The organism is Fulvivirga ulvae, from assembly GCF_021389975.1.
Classification (GTDB): Bacteria; Bacteroidota; Bacteroidia; order Cytophagales; family Cyclobacteriaceae; genus Fulvivirga; species Fulvivirga ulvae.
Map to the genome: position 1 here is coordinate 1,867,196 of NZ_CP089981.1, position 25,844 is coordinate 1,893,039.

Consider the following 25,844-nt stretch of genomic DNA (forward strand, 5'->3'; position numbering starts at 1 on the left):
TAAATAACACGCTATTGGTTATTCGGATTGGAGTAGCCTCAAATTTTAAAGCCAGAAGAAATAAAAGTGGTAGCAAAACCTGGAGAATTCTAACAGAACTTTTATTAAACCTATTTGAAAACAAATGCAGATAAAACTCAAGAATAACAATTAATTCAAATAGGCGATATGTCGCTCCGACGTGAGGTATATATTTGTGTATAACGTAATCTCCATAAGAATTTATTAAATCGGCTGAGAGAGAGAAAAACACAATTAGCTGGATGAAACGTAGGGTCTTGGTCATCCTAGCACTAAAAGAAATACAGAAAGTTATCGCTGTACTTACTAAAGATGTTAAAAAAATTATATGAAATAACAGAATGTAATCCATGTATGTCGCTGAATGCTTCTAAAATAAGAAACTATGACAGCATGACATCAACCTTCGTATAATATATAATCGTTTAAAACAAATGAGGTGTCAGCTTTTTGACACCTCATTTGCCACTTAATTAGACAATGGATCATTTGGATCCTCCGGACAGTATGGAGGACAAGGTTTCCCGTCATCCAATAGTGTAGGACCGCCATCCTTCCCTTCACTTTTTGGAAGTATATTGTTTTGCTTTGCATCTGCTCCCGTAAGGATTAATCGCTTATTTCCATCGTCATCTGTAGCAAAATATACTCTAATACCCTGACAACTACCATCTCCTTCAAGCAAAATTTGCTTAATGTAGTCTTTGCCAAAGAAAAATGCTTTGACCTCACCCGGATTCTCATCCCTGTAACGTTTAGTCCACCTTTTGGCCATGCCTAAAGTAATTGGTTTACCTTCTTTTCCATTAAATGCCATAAACTATAATTTTTAGTAAAACATAAGTAGTAATAAACTTCTAATATATAGATATTTATGTGATATAAACATGACGGGGTTATAAAATTTATTAATTTTTTTTCATATCACCAACTTTAATTATTGGCCCGGCTATAGTTTTTAGGGGCATTTTTTATACTTCAATCGTAAATCAACATTGAGCAGGCTCATCCTTTCTGGTATATTTATGTAATTTTCAGCCAAACTTTTAGCAATGACCCTCATTCAACTCGAATATGTAATAGCGGTTGACAATTACAGGCATTTTGGTAAGGCTGCCGAGGCCTGTTTTGTCACTCAACCTACCTTAAGCATGCAAGTGCATAAGCTTGAAGAACAGCTTGGCATACTGCTGTTCGACAGAAGCAAATCACCGGTGAGCCCTACGGATATTGGTAAGCGTATCATAGAGCAGGCCCGGGTAATTTTGGCTGAGTCGAAAAAGATTCAACAGATAGTGGATGAAGAAAAGGGCGAAATGGCTGGTGAGCTCAGAATTGGGATCATCCCTACTTTATCACCTTACTTATTACCTCTTTTTATTAACAACTTTATTGAGAAATATCCAAAGATCAAGATTAAGGTTGAGGAGCTTATCACTGAGCAGGTGGTAAGCAAGCTTAAGCATGAATTGCTGGACATCGGCATTATCGTTACTCCTTACGAAGACACAAATTTGGTAACCAAGCCTGTGTTTTATGAGGAGTTTTATGCCTATGTCAACTATCGGAGCCCTTTTTATAAGGAGGAAAAACTTTCTATAAACAACATACCGGCTAATGAAATATGGCTGCTCAACGAAGGGCATTGCTTCCGCGACCAGGTGCTAAGCCTTTGCCATACTTACAAAGACCGTGATTCTCAGTTTAAATATGAAAGCGGCTCACTGGAAGCACTGAAGAAAATAGTGGATAAGCATGGGGGCATGACTTTGCTGCCAGAGCTTGCCACGCTGGATTTTGATAAAGCAGCCAAAGCCAAGCTGCGGCCTTTTGAAGACCCCAAACCTGTAAGGGAGGTAAGCCTGGTTATGCATAAGAGCTATCTGAAAAGAAAACTGGTGGAAGCCTTACATAAAGAAATACTGGACTCAATCCCGGATTATATCAATGTTCAAAAACATGGTGCAGTCATTAAATGGAAATAATGAAAAGTAATAACAAAGCAACACAATGTGTACATAGTGGCTCAATAATAGACCCTGTAACACGAGGAGCGGTAACTCCTATCTACACTTCAACAGCCTATGACTACATAGATGTTGACATTCATGCTTATCCACGATATTTTAATACGCCTAACCAGCGGGTAGTATCGGAAAAACTGGCAGCCCTGGAAAACGGAGAGCGGGCCATTACATTCGGCTCAGGCATGGCAGCTATTTCAACAACTTTATTTGCGTTGCTCAGGCAGGGTGACCATGCAGTATTCCAGAATGATCTCTATGGAGGTACCCATCACGCCATTACCAAAGAGATGGAGAAGTACGGCATTGAGTATACCCTTGTTGATGGCATGGAGATTTCGGATTATGAAAAAGCGATAAAGCCAAATACCAGACTGCTTTACATAGAAACGCCATCCAACCCGTTATTAAAGATCATAGATATCAAAGCCATAGCCGATTTGGCCAAGACCAATAATATAGTATCGGTGATTGACAATACTTTTGCCTCCCCGATCAACCAAAACCCGGTAGATCTGGGTATTGATGTAGTGGTACATAGCGGCACAAAGTACCTGGGCGGGCACAGCGATATCTGCTGTGGTATAGCAGTAACTTCCAATGAGCTCGGCCAGCAGATCTGGGAATCTGCCATACATTTTGGTGGTAGCCTGAATTCTCAAATGTGCTATCTTCTGGAAAGAAGCCTTAAGACACTTGCCTTAAGGGTAAGGCAGCAGAACAGCAACGCCCAAGCCATCAGTGAGTTTCTGGATTCACATAATAAAGTAAACAAAGTCTATTATCCGGGGTTAACAAACCATGAAGGTCATGAACTGGCAAAATCGCAGATGAGCGGTTTTGGGGGAATGCTTTCCTTTGAAGTAAAAACAGACCCTGACAAGTTTGTGAAGGCACTTCAAATGATCAAGCCGGCTATGAGCCTCGGTGGCATTGAAAGCACGATTACCTCTCCACGGCAGACTTCCCACTCAAAGATATCGGCAGAAGAAAGGGTAAAGGTGGGGATTTCTGATTACTTGCTGCGCTTATCTGTCGGTATTGAAGATGCCAATGACCTGATCAGCGATCTGGACAGGGCACTAAACCATGATTAACAGTATACCTCAGGAAATATTAAGCTTTTGCGAATCAGCCTTCGGTGGGCTACAGTCTTTCAGGCCTGCATCCGGAGGCTGTATCAATAACGGTGGCAGGATAGAAACAGAAAAGGGAGAATTCTTTATGAAATGGAATGCCTCCACAACTTTTCCTAAAATGTTCACTGCCGAGTCTATGGGACTTAAACTACTGGCAGAGCCCCAGTGTATACAGGTACCCGACGTGCTCGAAGTATATGAGGGTAGTCAGTATTCCTGCATAGTCATGGAGCATATCGCAACCGGCCCCAGAGCAAAAACTTACTGGAATGATCTGGCCGAGGCTTTGGCTTGCCTGCACAAAACCTCTCGCAGCAAATATGGCCTGGACTACCACAACTACATCGGTTCACTGCACCAGTATAACCATAACGAAGACCGCTGGGCCGATTTCTTTATCAACAACAGGCTGCTGCCCCAGGTAAAGCTGGCCCTGGAGCATGGCAGGTTCAACCGCTCCGATATGGAAAAATACAGCCGGTTTGAAAGGGCCCTGCCGGGCCTTTTGAATGAAGAAAAACCTGCACTCTCACATGGCGACCTCTGGAGTGGAAACCTGATGACCGGCCCCAACGGAAATCCTGTATTGATCGACCCTGCAGTAGCCTTTGTACACCGGGAGACAGAGCTGGCCTTTACCCGGCTATTTGGTGGCTTTGACAGAGAGTTTTACGAGTCTTATCAAAACATACTCCCTATGGAGCCAGGCTATGAAGAAAGGTTTGATATATATAACGTATACCCTCTTTTGGTACATGTAAATTTATTTGGCGGCGGTTACTATCAGCAGGCCATGAGTACCATTACACGTTTCTCCTGAGCAATTATCTCCACATTTTTCCTCTTCCGAATTAGTAAGACCCGCACTGCTAATGAATTAACCACACATCTGGATTATGGTATGATCTTTTTACTTAGCTAATGTGAATCAATCATTCTTTGCTATGGTATATACTAACAATATATTAAGAGTATACTTTGCATTTCTTTTGTTTATATACGCGTGCGGTCCTGCTGAAAAAGAAGATACGGATAGGGCTGAATTTGATTCCACTGAAGTAAGCTCAAAACGCACTACTGACCATTTCGAAAGTGACGAAAGGGGCATTGAAGATTCAGTCATTTATGAGTTTACGCGCAAATACCCGGAAATGCAGTATGCTTATTTGTTGACTGATGAAGGCAGGGTAACTACCGTAAAAGGCAACTATCAGGTTGAGATAGACGGTGTTGACGGCCCTGCCGACCTGGAGAAATTTGCCAGATGGATGGAGAAACTCTATGAAAGCAGGGAGCGAAACCGTGAAGCTTATAATGAAGGAATTGATAAGCCTGCAGCACCTTCGAAGGGGTATGAGGCTTACTATGAAATATTGGATCAAAACTTTGAATACCCTGAGGGAGCTGACAAAAATACGCCAGAAGCTACGGTATTTGTAGAATTTGTGGTTGATGAAAGTGGTAATGTAGCCCAGGTTAAGGCAGTGCATCATACCTATTATCATAAAAATAGCAACGTAGTAAAAGCCATTGAAAAAGCTGCTGAACAGGCCATAAAAGATACAGACATGAAATGGAGCCCGGCCGAAAAAGCTGGAAAGCCGGTTAAAATGAAGCTGGAGATCCCTATATCTGTTACACCGGATTAAATAGTGCATCATCCATACCCTGAAGCATTTTAACTTATATCAATGAGATTTTGCCTCTTATTTGAGCGGTACTGGTAATGACCGTTTCAATCATTAAATTTACTGCCTTAAACAAACTTCAGTATTTATGAGAAACTTTTTATTCCTGCTTTTTACAGTTGGGACCATAAGTCTTGCCTCTGCCCAGGACAAGAAGGACATCACAGTTGCTGACCTGTACCAGAAAGGCACGTTTAGTCAAAAGAGTGTCTACGGCATCAACTGGATGAATGATGGCCGTTACTACAGTGCCCAGGAAAGCAATGATATCGTGAAATTTGATGTAACAACCGGTGAAAAGGTTGAAACCATTCTGGACGGTGACCAGCTCACCCCAACAATCACCTTTAACAGTTACAGCTTTAGCGCAGATGAAAGCAAAGTGCTGTTAATGACCGACCGTGAGAGCATTTACAGGAGATCATACAAAGCACAGTTTTATGTGTATGATCTCGGCAGTAAAAAATTAAGCAAGCTCTCGAAGGGTGGCCCTCAGTCTTATGCTACATTTTCTCCGGATGGTTCCAAAGTGGCCTTTGTGAGAGAGAATAACCTTTTCTACGTAGACCTTAGCGATATGAAAGAAGTACAGGTAACTGAAGATGGTAAATTTAACCACCTTATCCATGGTAGCACGGATTGGGTGTATGAGGAAGAGCTTTCTTTCACCAGGGCCTTTGAATGGTCAGGTGACGGTAAAAATCTTTTTTATCTGACTTTTGATGAAAGCGGTGTCAGAGAATACAACATGCAGGTATGGCACAATGGTCAGCTTTACCCTGAAGACTATCGTTTCAAATACCCCAAAGCCGGCGAAGATAACTCTGTAGTGAGTGGGACGGTCTATTCCCTGGAAAACAACAAAAAACAGTCTGTTAAGCTTAGCAGCGAAAAGGAATTCTATATCGCCCGGATCAAGAGAACAGAAAGCGCTTCCACGCTTTCCCTCGTCAGGCTCAACCGCTTGCAAAACAAGCTGGACATCCTGCACCTTAACACCAATACCGGTGAAGTAAAGGAAATACTTTCTGAAAAATACGACACCTATGTAGATGTTGACTTTGTGGATGAACTTACCTATTTGAAAGATGGCAAACATTTTATCCATGCCAGTGAAAAAAGCGGCTTTAAGCACCTGTACCTTTATACTATTGACGGCCAGTTGAAAAACCAGATCACCAGTGGAAACTGGGAGGTAAGGTCTCTTGAAGGTGTAAATGAGAAAGGAAAGAAGGCTACGGTTTACTACACCTCCACAGAAAAGTCCGCCATGGAAAGAAATTTCTACTCCATTGACCTTAAAGGGAAAAACAAGGTACTTTTAAGAGGAGAAGAAGGTACTCATGCCATAGATATGAGTGGTGATCAAAAATATTATATCGATTACTATTCAAGTGCCACACAACCGTTGAATGTTTCTCTTTACCAAACAGATGGCAACAAGAAAATCAAATTGCTGGAAGATAACAAACAACTGGAGTCTGTTGCCGGCGAATATGGATTACAACCCAAGGAATTCTTTACGTTTAAAACTGTTGACGGATCTATCCTTAACGGATATATGCTCAAGCCCGAAAATTTTGACGCCAACAAGCAATACCCTGTACTTATTTACCAGTACAGTGGCCCGGGGTCTCAGAACGTACTTAACTCATGGGGCGGCAGCCATTACTACTGGCACCAGCTGCTCACGCAAAAAGGCTATATTATAGCTGTGATCGACACACGAGGAACCGGCGGCCGAGGTGCGGCGTTTAAGAAGATCACCTATAAGCAATTGGGCAAATACGAAGTGGAAGATCATATAGAAGGAGCCAAATACCTGGCAAACCTGCCTTATGTTAATGAAGACCGGATTGGTATCTGGGGCTGGAGCTATGGAGGATACATGTCATCACTGGCGCTGTTCAAAGGCGCTGATGTCTTCAAAGCGGCAGTGGCCGTTGCTCCCGTGACCAACTGGAGGTTCTACGACACGATATATACCGAACGGTATATGGACACTCCTCAGAACAACCCTTCCGGATATGACGATAATTCACCCACAAGCCATGTTGAGAAGCTGAAAGGCAATTACCTGCTTATACACGGTACTGGAGATGATAACGTACATTTTCAAAATGCCGTAGCGCTTCAAAATGCATTGATTGCAAAAGGGAAACAATTTGATTCTTTCTACTACCCTGACAGGGCGCACGCTGTTTATAAAGACAACGCACGTATACATTTATTTACTTTAATGACTGACTGGGTGTTGGAGAATTTATAATAAGCAAGGGGCCACACCGGTATACGGTTGGCCCCTTATTTTTTCCAGAATAATGAAAGAACCAAAGCAGCTTTATTTCATTGCCATTGTTCCTCCCGAGCCAATCTATAGCCAGATAGCTGAATTCAAGGCTCACATGGCCAAACAATATAATTCTAAAGCTGCCCTTAATTCCCCTCCACACATAACCCTGCATATGCCCTTCCGGTGGGACGAGGAGAAAGAAGAAAAGATATTCTGCACCCTTGAAAACCTGACCGGCAACCGACAGGCTTTTGCTCTCTCTCTCGAAAACTTTGGCGCCTTCAAACCAAGGGTGATCTACGTTGACCTTCACAGGCAACCCGCTCTGGAAGACTTACACGACGACCTCAAAAAGGAGATGAAAATTTCGCTGAATATTTTTAATGCGGATTATAAAGACAGAGGCTTTAACCCACACATGACCCTCGCCTTCCGTGATCTTAAAAAACCCGCCTTTTTTGATGCCTGGAAGGAATTTGAAAGTAAGGAATTTAATGCCTCTTTCACGGCAGACAAAATCGCACTGCTAAAGCATAATGGCAAAAACTGGGATGTTTATCGTGAGTTTCCTCTAAAAAAATAAGGCTGCCCCGTGTTTCAGGGACAGCCTCATTCAGGAAGATCAATTTTACTTTAATATTAGTTGGTATTACCGGAAGCATTATTGCTGAAGGTATTGCCCGAGGCTGTAAGTGTCGAACCACTTTCAGCAAATATACCGTACCCTGCACTGTCGGAGATGGTTGAGTTGGTCACTACCAACTGGTCATTGTTTTCAACACCAACATTAAATTTGGCATAGAGGCCTCCGCCCAGGTCTGCACTTCCGCCGTGTTTTATCACTGCATGATCAATCAGGTTCCTCACATCATTGGTAAAGAAGCCTATGCCTCTCCAGGCACCGGGAGACTTTGTTTTACCGGTGAAGTTTACCTTTTTAGCTGCTGTACCCTCAACACTTAAGTAACCATCTCCACCTACAGTAACGCGAATATCTGTACCTGCTTCAAAGTTGGCTCCTGCATTGATGACCAACCCGGACTCAATAGCCACATTGCCAGAAAAGAAGTAAGGGGTTTGATTAGACAAAGCTACCCAGGTTACTCCGGTTGCACCCTGTTCTAATGTAGAACTTATAATTTCGACACTATTGTCTCCATTACCCGTGTTAAAAGTAGAGGCCTCGTCCAATTGATGTACTTGATTAGCATCCAGTGCCATGGCTGTACCCACATTGTTCTTGAACTCATTATTGGCAAAGGCTTCCAGTGCTCCACCTTTTTCTACATACAGGCCGTAACCATTGCTATCACGAATGATACAATTGGTGACTTTAGCTCTGTCCCCATTTTCAATTCCAAGATTAGCCAGTACATAAAGGCCACCACCGGGCTCATTGCTTCCCCCATGAGCTATCTCCACATAATCAAACTCATTTTTAGTGTCGTTGGTGAAAATATGGATGCCTCTCCAGGAACCTGCCGTGCCTGCCTTGCCTAAAAAGCTAACCCTGTTGGTAGCAGTTCCTTTGGCAATGATGTAACCCGTACCCTGAATGGACATGTCCAGATCTGAACCGAACTCCATAACAACACCTTCATTGATTTTCAGTCCACTCTCCACATGGATGTCTCCTGTTACCCAGTATGGTGTGCCATCAGCAAAGGCCGTCCAGATAGACTCTGTACCCATACTCAAGGTTGATCCAAACAGCTCTACATATTGGTGACCATTATCGGTAAATGAAGAGCTGGCATCCATATGTGTCATATTATTGGCATCTATGGCCAAAGGCATACCTGTATTATTTTTAAAGGTATTATTAGCAAAACCGGTTAGTGAACCACCTTTTTCTACATATAACCCATAGTCACCACTTTGAGCGATCGTACAGTTGGTTACCTTCATCTTATCACCATTTTCAATACCTACATTGAATTTCGCATACAGTCCACCACCATATTCAGCGCTTCCTCCATAATAAACCTCTACAAAATCCATCACATTTCTAACATCGCTGGAGAATACACCAACGCCTTTCCAAAATCCATTACTTTCTGTTGTTCCGGTCATTACAATAGGTTCGCTGGCACTCCCTCCTGCCAGTATCGCTCCGGAGGACTCGATATTCAGAGCCACATTGCTTTCGAAGACGATCTTTACGCCCGGCTCAATGATCAGGTCTGCCCTCATATTCACATTGCTGGAAGCGATGTAATCAGGTTTGGCCGGATTAGACACACGGTTGACAAGTGTGAGGTCGCTATTATGCGTACCTCCTATTTCTTCCGGTGCTATAGCCTCTTCGGCTGTTATGCTCACTTCATCAGAGCTTTGTCCGTTCTCATTGGAAATGGTCAGCTCAATAGTATAACTGCCGGCTACATCAGGCGTAAAACCTGGAGCAGCGATAGTAGGGTTATTTAACGTCACAGTACTACCGGCAGGGGAGTTGGTTATCGCCCATTGAAAGGTAAATGCATTCCCCTCAGAGTCAGAAGAACCACTGCCATCTAATACCACGGCATCCCCAACAGATACAAGCTGGTCCGGCCCGGCATCTGCCGTTAGCGTTCCCGTTGGTGTGGGGTCTCCGCCGTCATCATCCCCACAACTCACTAAAGTAAGCAGCAAAGCCAGCGAAAACATGTTAAAAAAGGTTAAAAGATTGATTTTACTTCGTTTCATATTTCCTCGTTTTTAATTTCAAATAATTTGATTCGCGGCCTTTATTCAGCGGCATATGGAATTGTAAACTTTTATGTAAAAAAAATTATGTTTTTGTGCTGCGGTCGGGTATGTTTATCTTCGGGATTTAAATAAGATGTTTACAATTCAATTTTTCGGAACATTAATAAACACAGAAGGTTGGAGCGGACAGATCAGGAGATAGTTGATAGAATCAAAAGGGGCGATGATAAGGCTGTTATGACCTTATATGATAGCTACAGAAAGGAGTTTCTCCATTGGGGCTATAATAACTACAGCCTGACAGAGCAGGAATGTGCCGATGTTTTTCAGGACGCCGTGATCATTATTTATAAAAATATCCGGCAAGGCAAGCTGGAGCAGTTATCAAGCTCGTTAAAAACCTACCTGTTTGGCATTGGAAAAAACCTGGCCTTAAAAAGGGTGAGCCAAAGTTCAAGAATGGTTGTAAGCAATGAAGCCGTTGAGTCTAACCCCGGTTTTGATCATGAAGACCCTTTTGAAGCCACCGAACGGCAAAAGGTGATCGCCGGAATGTTGGATAGTATGGGAGATCCATGCAAGTCCATCTTACAGATGTTTTATTTCGATAAGTTTACTATGGATGCCATTGCGTCCAGGCTAGGCTACAAAAATGAACATGTAGCAAAATCGCAAAAACTACGGTGTTTTAATCAATTGAAGAAGATGATCAGCGACCGGTTCAATTCTGAAGATATATAGTATGGAGGATAAAGGTTATACCGATATTATCAACAGATATCTTGAGGGCGAGATGTCTTCATCGGAGAAAGAAAGCTTTCTTGAGCAGGTAAAGAGCAACCCTGCCCTTAAAGATGAATTGGAACTGGCGCAGGATATTCAAAAAGGGATCGAGCTACATGGAAGCTGGCACCTTAAATCCCTGTTACAGGCCGAGGAAAAAAAGTATCAAAATAAGCCTGCTAAAAGTTGGGGATGGAAAGTCGCGGCATCATTTTTTATATTGGTTGGCCTCGGATATGTCATTTTTAACTTTGCCAACAGGGGTAGTAGCGATATTTACAGTCAGTATTATTTACCATACCCCAACATAGTAAGCCCGGTAAACAGGTCTGACGAAGGAGTACGGTCTGATGCCCTGGCTGACTATGAACAAGAGAACTACCAAAAGGCTATTGAAAAGCTTACTAAGCAACTTCAGTCTGACCCGCAGAATGATGTTCTGAATTTTTATATGGGTCAATCGCTACTGGCAATCGGTAATGCGGATCAGGCTATTCCCTATTTTAAAAACATAGGACCCGCTTCCCGGCTTTACGACCCGGCGGCATGGTATCATGGCTTAAGCTTATTGAAAACAAGGCAAATGGATGAGGCAAAAACACAGTTCGAACAAATAGCCGGCTCAGGAAGCAGCTATGCTGATGAAGCTGCTGAGATAGCCGATAAACTATGATCTTCCGTTTCTTCGCCGGGAGTAGAAGTAAGCAGCGCCAATAAGCAATAAAATGCCTCCGGCTCCTGCGTAAATGTAGCTGTCATTTTGAGATAGTCCTACTTCGGGTTTTCCAATGAACACAAACCCACTCCAAAAATATGGGGCAGCGGTATTGGCATCAGCGGTAGAGAGATAGTCCAGCTTAGCTTTTCGGAGAGCCTCAGGTTTTGACATACCTTCTTTCAAATAGCCATAAAAGCTTTGCATGATCGTGGAAGTAGATTGATCGGGTACAGACCAGAGACTCATCATTACATTGGGCGTACCCGCATACATAAAACCACGCGCCAGGCTCATTGGCCCTTCACCCGCGTAATACTTGCCTATACCCGTATTGCAGGCACTCAGACTCACCAGGTCGGCATTAAGCGTCATATTATATAATTCATAAGTATGAAGCAGGCCATCTTCAACCGTATCTTTGCCCGGAGAAAATACCAGCTTTGAATAAAGAGGATTTTCATGGTCTACAATGGCATGGGATGCCAAGTGTATAATGTGGGCCAAGGGCGCTCTTTTTTTAAAATCCGCCTCAGTTGCATCACTTCCTACAAGAGCCTCAGTATTATAAAGTAATGCCACATGCCTCGCTTCTTTTTCTGCCATGGGAAGCAGAGGCAGGTTCTTTACCAAAGCACTGTCAGCGGCACTTCGCGTTGCAAGAAGAGGCCCGGAACTCTTGCTGAAGGAAGGAGCATAAGCAAGCATATTGCCTTCCATTCTCTTCGTGTCATTCAGGAAATTCATTACTATTAAGCTCGCTGAAAAATTGTAGCTGACAGTATATTTTCTAAGCAGGTATGGAAGGGATGAAAATGTGGCTGCTTCATCTGCCTCTTCTATAAGCAATGCCTCAAAAGGAACCTCATTTAATTTACCATCTGGTATAATAGTTAAGTGGTCAACTTCGGGAAATTCCCGGACAAATGGCTTAATCAATTGGTTGTATGCTGAATATCCCTCTACTTTATAATCTTCAAGGTTTGCCGTCTCTAATTGAAGCTGATCCGGAGAAGTATTATCGATATATTTAAAAACTGTTTTATGCTTTGAAATGGCCAATACAAAGTAGCCCTGCTCCCATTCATAATAGAGCAAAGCCAAGGCATTATCGCCCAAAACAGACTGGAACTTAGATAGCTCTGGTTGCGTAACACTTACCCAATAATCAAAATAACGCGGAAACTCTTTTCTTACCCTGGCGTTTAGCTCATCCAGTTGCTTCTCCGTTGCAATTATTGAATCTCTAATATCATCCGTTTTTTCACCTTCTTTTTTCAAATCAAGATAGCTCTTTTTATAGTTATCTGTTTTTTTAGACAGTATTGCATATTGGTTCCTCAAATCATTTGGCAGTAACTTCTTCCCGGCAGGCATAGACTTAAGGTTCTGGTAAAGCACATAGGCCTTATTGGCCTCCATTATTTCAAACCCTTTACTAGCATATTTTTTGTCACCGGTGAGTTGATATAGCCGTTGTGCTACTTTAAGGGCACTGGCATAAATTTTCTGACCTGTTTCGGAAAGCGAAAACTTTATATCCTCTGAAGTAGCCGCATTAATCTGTTTTTTAAAAGCTTCTAATGCCGACATGTAACAGGCCAAAGCTTTTTCTGCAGCAACAACATCGGAATCTTCATCCTGCATAGCGAGAAGTGCATCACCTTTTTTAATCAGCGCCTCAGAAATAACGATACCTCCATAATTATAAGGGGCAAATTGAATATCCGGATTTTCCCAGGCCTCTATGGGGTGAAACTCCGGGAAAAAGTAACCTATGGCTTGATTGTAATATTCAATAGCTCTACTGGGAGCGCTTTTCTTCATAGCCACATCTCCCAACCCCATATAGATAAAGTACCGGTCCCAGGATTGTATCTCACGTGACTTCAGGATCTCAAGAGCTTCCAAAAAATTCTCCTCCGCTATTTCAATGTTTCCGGACTTCAGGTTTGCTTCACCTATTAATGAATGAGAATAAGCTATCTGCAGATGGTTTTGGGGCGTAAAGCTTTTACGAATGGACAACGCTTTATCATAATTCTCCAAGGCCCTCTCATAGTCCTTCAGACTCACCAGTATTAAACCGCGATTATTAAACAGGCTTGGGTTACTTTGGCCTGACCGTTCGTTTAAGGCGATTGCTTCATTAACCAATTCAAGTGCCTTTTCAGACTCGCCTTTCTGATCGTATATCCGACTAATATTATTTTTTATTATGGATAATACATAGTAGTTCTCCGGTTCTAGTCCATAAACAATATCATAGGTCTTGGAATAGTAAAGCATGGCCGCATCATAATCGTTAATTGACCTGAAAACTAAACCTATATTGTTATAAATTTCAGCCGTCTCCATGCTGCTTTCTCCATAGAGTTTGATACTTAAGTTCAATGCCATAGTGAGATTTTCCCTGGCTTGGTCACGAATACCCAGGTTACCCAGCATCAAGCCTTTAGTCATCAGTAAGTCTACCATCTCCTCATTATCTTTCCCATGAACCTTTGGGCTCAGTTCAATCAACTCATCAACTACTTTTAATATCTGCTGATAAGCGTTAAGTGCACGTAATGAATTATTATACGTCTTTAAAAGGTCAAAATATGCTACACCAAAACTTTGCCCATAGGCTATACCTTCGAGTTGTGACCCAAGCAGAGCCTTTACTTCTTTAAAATCCTGCTGCCGAAGCTTCTGCTGGCCCCACATATTTAATGATTTGAGCCAAAGCAATGTATCACCATTGGTTTTAGCCAGTTCGTAGGCTTTATGATAATAAAAAATAGCGCTATCCTGGCTTTGCTGTGCCTGCTGGAAAACCTCTTCTGCCAAAGGTTGTTTTTGGGCATGAAGAGGCTGCCGCCCTGCGCATATGAAAATTATAAAGCTGATTCCTCCTAATATTAATATATCAAATGGTCGAGTGTAAGAAAAACGATACTGCACGGTTTAAAAGTTTGTTATGTGATGAGTAAACAAAATAACAAAATATGCAAAAGGGAAAAAATTATATCCCTTGACATCCGCCAGTAAAGTTTTGATTTTTAGACAAATAGATAAAGAAGAGATTAAAGACAAATAGTAGTTGTATGGGGATGTGCAACCGCACACCACCTCTTATTTAAGAGATTATTTATATTCTAATTCCTCCGTTTTATTTTTAGGAGTCAGTTTCATACTCCTGATCTCCTTATCAACCTCCACATGTACCAGATTGACCTGATCGTCATATTCGCTGATCAGTATTTCACTATGCACCTGAATAGAGTTTAATTTCTTTACCTTTTCTATTTCCATATAAGCATAAAGGGCGTCGCCTTCAATTTCATGGCCGAGGTAGTTGTGGACTTCGGCTTTGCCATTAACAGAGATTTTGAAATTGGCTTTAAGGTATGCTTTTACCAGTTCATCGGTCGTAGTGCCATTTGGTTCCAGCAGATCGATTCGTTGGTTGTTATTATGGTTCCTGATAGCCAGCTCAAGGTCATCCAGGAATATTCGCTGAACAATTTCAAGAGCATTTCTCTCCCGATCAAACTCTATATCGCACACACTCACATGGATTGGATGCATAAAAGAAGATAAAAAAATCACCACCACTAACATGAAATACTTACGCATTGGTATAAATAATTTGACAAGTCTCACAAATATAGATTAAACTTGGGTCCTAAAACAATCAATCGTTTATGTCAGAATTCGGATTATATTTTGAGCTGGGGATTGATCACATCCTTGACGTTAACGGATATGATCACATCCTTTTTGTTATAGCTCTTTGTGCCATTTATGTACTTCAGGACTGGAAACGCGTACTTATTTTGGTTACCGCCTTCACTATTGGCCATTCTATTACGCTTGCACTAGCCACTCTGCGCATTGTCAATTTTGATAGTGACCTGATAGAATTCCTCATTCCGGTGACTATTTTTTTAACAGCATTCTTTAATCTGTTAAAAAAGGAGCGTACTGTGCAGGCCAGCAAAATACAGACCAATTATCTTCTGGCATTATTTTTTGGTTTGATCCACGGTTTGGGATTCTCCAATTTTCTGAGAAGTATATTAGGTAAGGAAAAATCCATTGTATCCCCGCTATTAGCCTTTAACATAGGTCTGGAAGTGGGCCAAATAATAATCGTTGCAGTTTTCCTTATAATTAGTTTTATATTGGTCGATATTTTTGGTGTTAAAAGAAGAGACTGGCGTATGATCATTTCTTCAGCCACCGCTGGTATCGCTTTGATGTTGATAGTAGAAACGAAATTTTTGAATTAAATTTTAATCTGATGAAGAGAGTAATTTTAAGCCTCGCAATTTTGCTGCCTTTTCAATTTTCCGTAGCACAGGAAAAACAATGGGAAGGCAAATTTGAGCAGTTAGGCACAGAACTTCCCACTCCCAATGAATATAGAACAGGATCGGGAGCCCCTGGAAACGAGTATTGGCAGCAGCAGGCCAATTATGAAATTGAGGTTGAGCTTAATGATAAAAACCAAAGTGTAACCGGTAAGGAGAAAATAACTTATATCAACAATTCTCCGGATGTATTAAGGTATTTGTGGGTACAGCTAGATCAGAATGTACGAGAGCAAGGTACCAACACCCTGAAGATACAGGAAGTTGCCGTTATAGATTCGATCCCAGCAAAGTTTGCGGCCCAGGGATTAGGGATATCTGATTATGACGGTGGTTTTAAGATCAAGTCTGTAAAGGATGTAAATGGAAAAGACCTGCCATATATCATCAACAAAACCATGATGCGTGTGGACATTCCTCAACCTTTGAAATCCGGTGAGTCTTTTACATTCGGAATAGAATGGAGCTATAACATCAACGACAGAATGGAACTTGGAGGAAGAAGTGGTTTGGAGTACTTCCCGAAAGATGGCAATTACCTTTACACCATTGCGCAGTTCTTCCCAAGAATGGCTGTTTATGACGACTATGAAGGATGGCAAAACAAACAATTCCTCGGCCGTGGTGAATTTGCCCTGCCGTTTGGAGATTACAAAGTAAAGATCACGGTTCCTTCTGATCATATCGTAGCTTCTACAGGTACGCTGCAAAACCCTAAGGATGTGCTAACCAAGCAGCAGATGGAAAGGTTGGAACAAGCCAAAAAATCATTTGACAAGCCCGTGATCATAGCTACTGAAGCGGAAGCTATTGAAAGAGAAAAAACCAGGTCGGATAAAAAATCAACGTGGGTTTTCCATGCCGATAACGTAAGAGACTTTGCTTTCGCTACCTCAAGAAAATTCATTTGGGATGCGCAGGCTGTTAAACTGGATACAAAAACGCCAATGGCCATGTCTTATTACCCTAAGGAAGGCAACCCGCTTTGGGAGCAGGAGTCAACAAAGGCAGTAAAAAACACATTGGAAACTTACTCTAAGTATACCATAGAATACCCTTACCCTAAGGCGATCTCAGTACATGCTGCATCGATAGGTATGGAGTACCCGATGATCTGCTTCAACTTTGGCCGCCCTAACGAGGATGGTACTTACTCAGATATCACTAAATACAGAATGATCGGCGTAATCATCCATGAAGTAGGCCATAACTTCTTCCCAATGATCATCAACTCTGATGAGAGACAATGGACATGGATGGATGAAGGATTAAACACATTCGTTCAGTACAGAACCGAGCAGGAGCAGTACGACGATTTTCCTTCCAGAAGAGGGCCTGCAAAAGGTATCGTAGATTATATGAAAGGCGACAAAGCTTTTATCCGCCCTATAATGACGAACTCCGAGCAGATCGTGCAGTTTGGTAATAATGCTTACGCCAAGCCGGCAACTGCCCTTAGCATCCTCCGGGAAACAGTGATGGGACCCGAGCTATTCGATGCTGCTTTCAAAGAATATGCTCAGCGGTGGGCTTTCAAACACCCCAAACCTGCCGACTTCTTCAGGACTATGGAAGATGCCTCAGCCGTTGACCTCGATTGGTTCTGGAAAGGCTGGTTCTATACAGTTGACCACGTAGATATAGCAGTAGATGAAGTGAAGTGGTTTAAGCTGAGAACTGAAGAGTCTGATATAGAAAACAAAGGTAAAAAGGTAAAGAAAGGAGACCTTACTGCTAATGAAGGAGAAGGAAAAGCAAAGGATTTCAGTAAAGGCCCTGAAGAATTTTCTTTGGTAGAAACCGATCCAAGGTATTATGGTGAGTTCATGAATCGTATTGATGATAAAGCCATCATTCAAAAATTTGAAGACAAAAACATTTACCAGGTAACTTTTAAAAATGAGGGTGGCCTTGTTATGCCCCTGATTATTGAGTTTACTTTTGCTGACGGCACAAAAACTGTGGAGAAAATACCCGCAGAGATCTGGAGGATGAATGAAGAAGAAGTGACAAAGGTATTTGCCTTCGAAAAAGAGGTGATAAACATTGTGCTAGATCCTAATGAAGAAACAGCAGATACTGACGTAGAGGATAATATCTTTCCAAAAGCGGAAGTGCCCTCGAAGTTCGATGAATTTAAGAATAAGAAGGGAAAATAAAATCAACTTCAAACACAACAAAAAGCTCCTGAACTTAGGAGCTTTTTTTGTTTTCGGCACATTTAGAAACCATTTATATAACTTTTAAACATAATTAGCATGGATTAGGAACTAACCGTTGGTCTAAATGATTAGATTAGCGTGTTATTCCAAAAAACCTAATATCAACAAGATGAAGAACCAATGCATTTTTTTGCTGCTTCTTACTTTTTTAATTTCCAGCACCACATTTGGACAGGAAGAGTGGGGGCAGAAGTTTGAGCAGTTGGGGCAAGAGTTGCCAACACCAAATTCATACAGAACAGGCTCGGGAGCTCCCGGCGTCAACTATTGGCAGCAACAGGCTGACTATAAAATAGACGTTGCCATAGATGACAAAAAGCAGGTGTTGACCGGCTCTGAAACCATTAAGTATTACAATAATTCACCTGATGTACTTACCTATCTATGGGTACAGCTAGATCAGAACGTAAGGGCCAAAGAAAACCTGGATGCCCAAACAAAAACGGGGCCTGTTAAAGACTCTACCTCTGCGAAATCATTCCAATCACAAATGGCTTCAGCTGATTATGAGGGAGGGTACAAAATTAAGGCTGTAAAGGATGCCGCAGGCAAGCCTCTAAAACATATCATCAACCGCACCATGATGCGTGTGGACCTGCCTCAACCTATGAAAAAGGGGGATACATTTACTTTTTCAATTGACTGGTCATATAACATCTACGACCGCATGGTAATTGATGGCCGCGGAGGTTACGAGTACTTCCCCGCCGATGACAACTATGCCTACACCTGCGCACAATGGTTTCCTCGCATGGCCGTTTACGATGATTATGAAGGATGGCAAAACAAACAGTTTATTGGAAGAGGTGAGTTTGCACTTGCTTTTGGCGACTATGAGGTAAATATTACTGTACCGGCAGATCATATTGTAGCGGCAACCGGTGAACTTACCAATGCCAAAGATATACTCACAAAAACTCAGTTTGAGCGACTTGAACAGGCAAAGAAAACTTTTGACAAGCCTGTTTTCATTGTAACTGAGGAAGAAGCCATTGCCAATGAAAAAAGTAGAGCAACAAAAACCAAGACCTGGAAATTTGCTGCTAAAAATGTAAGAGATTTTGCCTTTGCATCATCCAGAAAATATATCTGGGATGCGCAGGCTGTAAAACTGGCTACCAATACTCCCCTGGCTATGTCTTTTTACCCTAAAGAAGGCAACCCGCTTTGGGCCGATGAATCAACAAAAGCTGTTAAAAACACTCTTGAAGTTTACTCCGAAAGAACCTTTGATTACCCATATCCTGTAGCCATTTCAGTAAATGCTGCAAATCAGGGTATGGAGTACCCCATGATCTGTTTCAACTTCGGCAGGCCAAGAAACGGAGTGATCTCAGAAAGATTGCTGGATGGCATGGTGAGCGTTATAGTACATGAGGTAGGCCACAACTATTTCCCTATGATTGTTAACTCCGATGAAAGACAATGGACCTGGATGGACGAAGGGCTAAATACTTTCCTGGAAAAAGAAACCAAACGGGAGCGTTACCCTGACCTGGATCTGGAATGGGGCACCCCAAAAGGCATTGTTCCCTACATGAAAGGTGACAAAAACAATATCAGACCTATCATGACCAACTCTGAGCAGGTAGTGCAGTTTGGTTACAATGCCTATGGAAAGCCTTCCGCAGCGCTTACTGTATTACGCGAGACAGTAATGGGCCCAGAACTATTTGATGCTGCTTTTAAGGAATATGCCAACAGGTGGAAATTTAAGCACCCCAAGCCTGCAGACTTTTTCAGATCTATGGAAGATGCCTCTGCTGTTGACCTTGATTGGTTCTGGAAAGGCTGGTTCTACACAGTTGACCATGTGGATGTAGGCATTGAAGAGGTGAAGTGGCTCCGCATGCGCACCGAAAGTGCTGATATAGAGAACAAGGGTAAAAAAGTAAAGAAGGGTGATCTTACTGCTAAGGGAGGTGATAATAAAACGATGGACTTCAGCAATGGCCCCGAAGAATTTTCTTTGGTGGAAACAGATCCACGATATTACGGGGAATTCATGAACCGGGTAGATGACAAGGCTATCATGCAAAAGTTTGAAGACAAAAACCTTTACCAGGTAAAATTTTCTAATAAAGGCGGCCTGGTAACTCCATTGATCATTGAATTCACCTTTACCGATGGCAGCAAAACAACGGAGAAAATTCCTGCCGAGATCTGGAGAATGAATGAAAAGGAAGTGACCAAGGTATTTGCCTTTGAAAAAGAAGTCACAAGCATCAAATTCGATCCGAATGAAGAAACTGCTGACACCAACCCTGATGATAACACGTTCCCTCCAAGGGAAGCTGCTTCAAAGTTTGACAAGTTTAAGCAGAAAGCAAATTAATAAGCTGATACAACCGGGTAAGGCCGTCAAAGAATTGACGGCCTTACTTTTTATACGCCTACCTGTACTAAGGCTTCCTTTCGCATATTAAAAAGCTCCATCTCTCATCTAACTTGTATTTTTTCGTACTTTTATAATCTCCCTTTGGAGTATCGCCACAGAGCAAAAAAAAGTAAAATGCAGGCATCCTTTAAGAAGACAACAAGAAGCTCTGGGCTAAGAAAGAAAGCTTTCTCAACAGTATTTTTAATTACATTTACCGCCAGTTCCCTATTCGCTCAGAAAAAAAATACTACAACGCAGAACCAGCAATGGCTACAATACTATAACCAAATAAAGCTGGCTGGTAAATGGGTGTTACTCACTGATGTTGGATACAGGTGGAAAAATGGCTTTGAAGAAAGCACGCAATATATTGCACGAACTGGGGTTGGATATTCCATATCCGACCATGTCAGGGTTTCAACCGGATTGGCCCACCTTGGTTTCTATTCTTTGGGTAAGATCAATAAAGTGGAGTTTCGACCGTACCAGGAGCTCATCATCAAAAACAAATTAAATAAAGTGGGCCTGAGCCACAGGTATAGAATAGAGGAGCGTTTCTTTTATCAAGTTGCCGATGGTGAAATTCAGACGCCAAATTCTTTTAATTTTCGACTGAGATATTCTTGTATGGCAAGCATTCCACTATTTCAATTATCCTCAAAACGCCCTGAAAGAACATTCATACTTAATATAGGTGATGAGATCTTCATCAATGCAGGTCGCAATGTTGTTCACAATGTTTTTGACCAAAACAGGTTTATTGTAAGCCCAACAGCTCAGATGAATAAAGATGTATCCATCAGCCTGACATGGAACGGCCAGTTTGCTGCCACTGCAAAACCGCAAAATTATAACTACACGAATGTATTTTGGCTCCAGGTGAAACAGCAACTAGATTTAACAGGTAAAAGGGTGCAAAAGGAAAAATGAATACAAGTTTCTTAAAATATCCATGGTTGGCTTTGCCATAGCCTCTAGCCAACCAACTCCCTCATTTTTCTGATCTTCTCTGGGTCAGCAATACGCAACTTGAATTCAGCGCCCTGCTCAGAGCCCATGCCAGCTATTTGCTCATTACGATAGACCATGCCTCCGTCACGATGGCTCATAGCCGAGAAGTGAATTTCATTTACTTCGGTTTTACTAACTATTTCGGCCACTGTTTCCTCATTTACGCCTGATCCCGGCATAATAATAATCCTCCCGGCTGCCCGCTTCCGAAGTTCTGCAATTAAATCCACGCCTTCGATCGCCCTCGACTGTCCGCCAGAGGTTAGAATTCGGTCAAACCCGACTTCGATGCAATCCTCCAATGCTTCAAAGGGATCCCTGGCCATATCAAATGCGCGGTGGCAGGTCACTTTCAATGGCCTTGCTTTATCGATCAGCTCCTTGCAGCGTTTTTTATCTATGGTTCCGTCCGCGTTCAACATACCAAATACCACCCCGTCCACACTCAGTCGCTGGCACTGGCTGATGTCCCTTTTCATCGCATGAAACTCATAACTGGAATATAAAAAATCACCCCCCCGAGGCCTGATCATGATGTAAACGTCAATAGACAAATGCTGTCTCACTACTTCAATTACACCGTAGGAGGGTGTAGTCCCTCCCTCTCCCGGGTTATCACATAGCTCTATGCGATCTGCTCCCCCTTCCTGCGCTTTAAGGGCAGCCTCAATGGAATAAACTACTATTTCGAAAAGCATTGGATAGACTTAAAATATATTATACACATAGTCAAAAAGGCAACGCCTTCAAATCCACATTTCCTCCACTGATCACTATACCTACATTTTTGCCGGCGAACCTCTCTTTGTTTCTGAGCAAAGCCGCCAATGGTACTGCTGAGGAGCTTTCAACGACAATCTTCATTCTTTCCCAGATCAACTGCATGGCAGCCACAATTTCAGCGTCGTCAGCCAGTAAGATATCCTCAACGTGCTTCAATATGATCTCAAAAGGCTTTCCGCCCAGCGAGGTTCTCAATCCGTCGCAGATGGTTTGCGGATTGGTCTGAGGCACCAGTTTCATAGATGTAAACGATCGGTAAGCGTCATCTGCACCCGAAGGTTCGCAGCCGATTACTTTGGTTCCTTTTGAAAAATAATGGGCTGACAGTGATGTGCCACTAAGCATACCCCCTCCACCGACAGGTGTTAGGATATAATCCAGTCTCTCGTTAATATCTTCAATCAGCTCTTTCGCCGCAGTACCCTGCCCTTCTATAATGCGGTAATCGTCGTAAGGGTGGATTAATATGGCTCCGGTTTCCTCAATAACCTTCTGCAAGGTATCTTCCCGTGCCTGTAAAGTTGGCTCACATTCTATCAGCTCAGCACCATAACCTAGCACGGCCGCTTTCTTTACCGAAGCAGAATTGGAGGGCATCACAATATAAGCCTTTACTCCGTTCTCCCTCGCGGCCATTGCCACAGCCTGAGCGTGATTGCCCGATGAGTGAGTAGCTACACCAGCTTTTCTGTCTTTGGCAGACAACGAAAGAACGGCATTCATCCCTCCCCGTGCTTTAAATGCTCCTACTTTCTGAAAGTTTTCACATTTAAAAAAAAGATTCGCTCCCGCTATTTTATTCAGGCTTTCGCTGGTATAGACAGGCGTGCGGTGTATAAATGGGGCAACTCTCTCATGGGCTGCCATAATGGATTCCTGGTCCGGTACTTTTGACATACGTATATTGAGTAAATTTTAATGTGCTTTCAACCAGTTCTCGCCCACCCCAGCCTCTACTTCCAAAGGCACTTCCAGGCTTACTGCCGACATCATCAACCTGATCACATTTTCTTTGACCTTTTCTACCTCATCTTTGGGTACATCAAAAATCAATTCATCATGCACCTGTAAGATCATTTTTGTTCCAAGACCTTCTTCTTTCAACCACCGGTGAATGTTAACCATGGCGATCTTAATGATATCTGCCGCACTACCCTGGATCGGGGCGTTGATCGCATTTCGTTCGGCATAGCCCCTCATAGTAGCATTTCTGGAGTTGATGTCTCTGAGGTATCGTCTTCTTCCCTGGATAGTTTCTACATACCCCTGCTCCTTGGCTTTGTTGATGGACTCGTCCATATAGTTTTTGATGGAAGAAAACTCTTTAAAATACGCCTTGATAATATCATTGGCCTCAGCCCGCGGGATGTTCAGGTTTTGCGAGAGACCAAAGGCAGATATTCCGTAGATAATCCCAAAATTTACCTCTTTGGCCTTCCTCCTCATATTCGGGTCTACATCCTCAAGGGATACGTTAAAAACTTTGGCAGCAGTAGTGGCATGGATATCCCGCCCGTTTTTGAAGGCCTCGATCATGTCCTTATCCTTGGCAAAAGATGCGGCTATACGAAGTTCGATCTGCGAATAATCCGCTGACACCAGCACATGGTTTTCATCCCTTGGCACAAACGCTTTCCTGATCTCCCTGCCTTTTTCCGTTCTTATCGGAATATTTTGAAGGTTCGGATTATTAGAACTCAACCTGCCGGTAGCTGCCACGGCCTGTCCGTAATCGGTATGTACCCGCCCGTCGCTGACACTAATCATCTTTGGCAATGCATCCACATAGGTGGATTTTAGTTTTTGATATTCCCGGAACTCCAGTATTTTCCTGGCTATATCATGCTCTGCCGCCAGCCTTCCCAGTATCTCTTCACCTGTAGCATACTGACCGGATTTCGTTTTCTTAGGCTTTTCAATTAGCTTGAGCCGGTCGAACAGGATCTCGCCCAATTGCTTAGGTGAGGCTATATTAAACTCACAACCGGCTATTTTATAAATTTCCTCCTGGGCCTGCAGGCTGGCTTGCTGTAGTTCCGCAGACATTTGTTTCAATGCCTCTTCATCTATTCTTACACCTTCGTGCTCCATGTCGGAGAGCACATAAACTAATGGGTGCTCAACCTCTTCAAGCAAGCTGTCAAGCTTTTTCTCCTTTTTGATCTGGTCTGACAGCACCTGTTTTAATTGCAGTGTAATATCGGCATCTTCTCCGGCATATTCCACTACATCTTCCGGGGCTATGTCTCTCATGTTTCTCTGCCGCTTACCTTTAACACCTAAAACAGAAGTAATCGGCACACACTTATAATTCAAATATTGCTCTGCTATGGCATCCATGTTATGTGGCATTTCAGGCTCAATCACATAGTGCGCCAGCATGGTGTCAAATATTTTACCCTTTACATGGACACCATACTTTTTCAGGGCAAGGATGTCGTATTTAACGTTCTGACCTATTTTAGTGATTTTCTCATTTTCCATCACCGGTTTAAACTCCAAGAGTACTTGCTTCGCCTCCTCAAAGTCTGCCGGAAGTGCCACATAGTAGGCTTCCCCTTTCACATACGAAAACGCCAGACCCACAATCTCCGCCTCCACAGCATCAATATTTGTGGTTTCCGTATCGAAACAGAACTCATCTTGCATTTGAAGGAATTTTATCAGTTCGTTTCGTTTCTCTGCTGACGTCACCAGGTGGTAGTCATGTTCCACCGTTTTGATACTCGTCTTTTCAACCGTTACAGTTTCTGTAACTTCTATGGCTACTTTACTCTCATCACTGAACATGGAAAGTTGCCCTGATGCAGATGTCGTGGTTTTTCCTGTTAATTCTTCACCAAATATCCGCTTCATTATGGTCCTGAACTCAAGCTCTTCGCATATCGGCTTTAGTTTTTCCTCATCAGGTCCTTCATATATCAGATCCTTTTCATTAAACTCAATAGGCACCTCGGTATTAATTGTTGCCAGCTCTTTAGAAAGTATACCTTGCTGGCCATAGGCCTCCACATTTTCCTTTTGCTTGCCTTTGAGCTTATCCACGTTAGCCACCAGCTCTTCAACAGAACCAAACTCCTTAATGAGTTTTGACGCAGTCTTGGGTCCGATGCCCGGAATCCCGGGAATGTTATCAGCCGTATCACCCTGCAAGCCGAGCATATCCGTTACCTGATCGACACGTTCTATATCCCACTTTGCCAGCACCTCAGGCACGCCCAGTACATCCACGGCATTGCCCATGTAAGCCGGCTTGTACAGGTATACATGCTCCTCTACCAACTGCCCAAAATCTTTGTCTGGGGTCATCATAAACACCTCATAATCTGCTTTACCCGCCTTCTTGGCCAGCGTACCAATGATATCATCCGCTTCATAGCCATCCATTTCGAGTACAGGAATGTTAAATGCCCTAACGATATCCTTCACTACCGGTATCCCTACTTTTATATCTTCAGGCGTTTCTTCACGATGTGCCTTGTATTCTGCAAATTGCTCATGCCTGAAAGTAGGTGCTGAGGTATCAAAAACTACAGCGATATGGGTAGGTTTCTGCTTTTGCAGTACTTCCAGAAGAGTATTTATAAAACCGAACATTACGCCGGTGTTTACACCCTTTGAACTGATCCTGGGGGTTTTACTGAATGCAAAATGGGCTCTGTATATAAGTGCGTAGGCGTCAAGAAGAAATAACTTTTTTTCGGGTTTGCTCATGCTCGTAAAGGTATGCAATTGA

General features: G+C 42.6%; 19 protein-coding genes. 12 read left to right on the forward strand and 7 right to left on the reverse strand.

Annotation, left to right across the window (positions count from 1 at the left end):
• Positions 1-490: 490 nt before the first annotated feature.
• Positions 491-838: a hypothetical protein gene (locus LVD17_RS07605; protein WP_233765871.1), complete on the reverse strand. Its 348-nt coding sequence runs from the start codon at positions 836-838 to the stop codon at positions 491-493.
• 235 nt (positions 839-1,073) lie between these two features.
• On the opposite strand from LVD17_RS07605, the gene LVD17_RS07610 reads away from it, so the two are divergent.
• The 6 genes from LVD17_RS07610 to thpR all read left to right on the forward strand — a co-directional run bounded on the left by LVD17_RS07610 (position 1,074) and on the right by thpR (position 7,748).
• Positions 1,074-2,006: a hydrogen peroxide-inducible genes activator gene (locus LVD17_RS07610; protein WP_233765872.1), complete on the forward strand. Its 933-nt coding sequence runs from the start codon at positions 1,074-1,076 to the stop codon at positions 2,004-2,006.
• Positions 2,006-3,142, forward strand: coding sequence for a trans-sulfuration enzyme family protein (locus LVD17_RS07615; RefSeq protein WP_233765874.1), 1,137 nt, complete (start codon positions 2,006-2,008; stop codon positions 3,140-3,142). Before LVD17_RS07610 ends, LVD17_RS07615 begins: the two co-directional genes overlap by 1 nt.
• Positions 3,135-4,004 carry a fructosamine kinase family protein gene (locus tag LVD17_RS07620; protein ID WP_233765876.1) on the forward strand — a complete coding sequence of 290 codons (870 nt, stop codon included), beginning with the start codon at positions 3,135-3,137 and terminating at the stop codon, positions 4,002-4,004. Before LVD17_RS07615 ends, LVD17_RS07620 begins: the two co-directional genes overlap by 8 nt.
• 124 nt (positions 4,005-4,128) lie before the next feature.
• On the forward strand, positions 4,129-4,833 hold the full coding sequence (locus LVD17_RS07625; RefSeq protein WP_233765878.1) for an energy transducer TonB: 705 nt from the start codon (positions 4,129-4,131) through the stop codon (positions 4,831-4,833).
• Positions 4,834-4,960: 127 nt separating this feature from the next.
• Positions 4,961-7,141: a S9 family peptidase gene (locus LVD17_RS07630; RefSeq protein WP_233765879.1), complete on the forward strand. Its 2,181-nt coding sequence runs from the start codon at positions 4,961-4,963 to the stop codon at positions 7,139-7,141.
• Between the two features lie 52 nt (positions 7,142-7,193).
• Positions 7,194-7,748, forward strand: coding sequence for an RNA 2',3'-cyclic phosphodiesterase (gene thpR / locus LVD17_RS07635; protein WP_233765880.1), 555 nt, complete (start codon positions 7,194-7,196; stop codon positions 7,746-7,748).
• Between the two features lie 56 nt (positions 7,749-7,804).
• Here thpR and LVD17_RS07640 read toward each other — a convergent pair whose 3' ends face one another.
• Positions 7,805-9,853 carry a PKD domain-containing protein gene (locus LVD17_RS07640; protein ID WP_233765881.1) on the reverse strand — a complete coding sequence of 683 codons (2,049 nt, stop codon included), beginning with the start codon at positions 9,851-9,853 and terminating at the stop codon, positions 7,805-7,807.
• A gap of 180 nt (positions 9,854-10,033) precedes the next feature.
• Here LVD17_RS07640 and LVD17_RS07645 point away from each other — a divergent pair, with 180 nt between their 5' ends.
• Positions 10,034-10,597 (forward strand): RNA polymerase sigma factor, encoded by a 564-nt coding sequence (locus tag LVD17_RS07645; RefSeq protein ID WP_233765882.1) that lies wholly within the window; start codon positions 10,034-10,036, stop codon positions 10,595-10,597.
• A 1-nt stretch (position 10,598) separates the two neighbouring features.
• On the forward strand, positions 10,599-11,312 hold the full coding sequence (locus LVD17_RS07650) for a tetratricopeptide repeat protein (protein WP_233765883.1): 714 nt from the start codon (positions 10,599-10,601) through the stop codon (positions 11,310-11,312).
• Here LVD17_RS07650 and LVD17_RS07655 read toward each other — a convergent pair.
• A complete protein-coding gene (locus LVD17_RS07655) occupies positions 11,307-14,186 on the reverse strand; it encodes a CHAT domain-containing protein (RefSeq protein WP_233765885.1) in 2,880 nt (959 codons plus the stop codon). The two genes, LVD17_RS07650 and LVD17_RS07655, sit on opposite strands and share 6 nt — an antisense overlap.
• A gap of 297 nt (positions 14,187-14,483) precedes the next feature.
• Positions 14,484-14,975, reverse strand: a complete 492-nt coding sequence (locus LVD17_RS07660) for a DUF6702 family protein (protein ID WP_233765886.1) — start codon at positions 14,973-14,975, stop codon at positions 14,484-14,486.
• A 68-nt stretch (positions 14,976-15,043) separates the two neighbouring features.
• Here LVD17_RS07660 and LVD17_RS07665 point away from each other — a divergent pair, with 68 nt between their 5' ends.
• The 4 genes from LVD17_RS07665 to LVD17_RS07680 all read left to right on the forward strand — a co-directional run bounded on the left by LVD17_RS07665 (position 15,044) and on the right by LVD17_RS07680 (position 21,244).
• Positions 15,044-15,631 carry a HupE/UreJ family protein gene (locus LVD17_RS07665; RefSeq protein ID WP_233765887.1) on the forward strand — a complete coding sequence of 196 codons (588 nt, stop codon included), beginning with the start codon at positions 15,044-15,046 and terminating at the stop codon, positions 15,629-15,631.
• 11 nt (positions 15,632-15,642) lie between these two features.
• On the forward strand, positions 15,643-17,871 hold the full coding sequence (locus LVD17_RS07670) for a M1 family metallopeptidase (protein WP_233765888.1): 2,229 nt from the start codon (positions 15,643-15,645) through the stop codon (positions 17,869-17,871).
• A gap of 127 nt (positions 17,872-17,998) precedes the next feature.
• Positions 17,999-20,269, forward strand: a complete 2,271-nt coding sequence (locus LVD17_RS07675) for a M1 family metallopeptidase (protein ID WP_233765889.1) — start codon at positions 17,999-18,001, stop codon at positions 20,267-20,269.
• A gap of 177 nt (positions 20,270-20,446) precedes the next feature.
• Complete coding sequence (locus LVD17_RS07680) at positions 20,447-21,244, forward strand: DUF2490 domain-containing protein (protein ID WP_233765890.1); 798 nt, start codon at positions 20,447-20,449, stop codon at positions 21,242-21,244.
• A 44-nt stretch (positions 21,245-21,288) separates the two neighbouring features.
• Here LVD17_RS07680 and LVD17_RS07685 read toward each other — a convergent pair whose 3' ends face one another.
• The 3 genes from LVD17_RS07685 to polA are packed head-to-tail and all read right to left on the reverse strand — an operon-like array spanning position 21,289 to position 25,822.
• Positions 21,289-22,023, reverse strand: coding sequence for a copper homeostasis protein CutC (locus tag LVD17_RS07685; protein ID WP_233765891.1), 735 nt, complete (start codon positions 22,021-22,023; stop codon positions 21,289-21,291).
• A gap of 31 nt (positions 22,024-22,054) precedes the next feature.
• Positions 22,055-23,005, reverse strand: coding sequence for a threonine ammonia-lyase (locus LVD17_RS07690; protein WP_233765893.1), 951 nt, complete (start codon positions 23,003-23,005; stop codon positions 22,055-22,057).
• Between the two features lie 18 nt (positions 23,006-23,023).
• Positions 23,024-25,822: a DNA polymerase I gene (polA, locus tag LVD17_RS07695; protein ID WP_233765895.1), complete on the reverse strand. Its 2,799-nt coding sequence runs from the start codon at positions 25,820-25,822 to the stop codon at positions 23,024-23,026.
• Between the last annotated feature and the right edge of the window lie 22 nt (positions 25,823-25,844).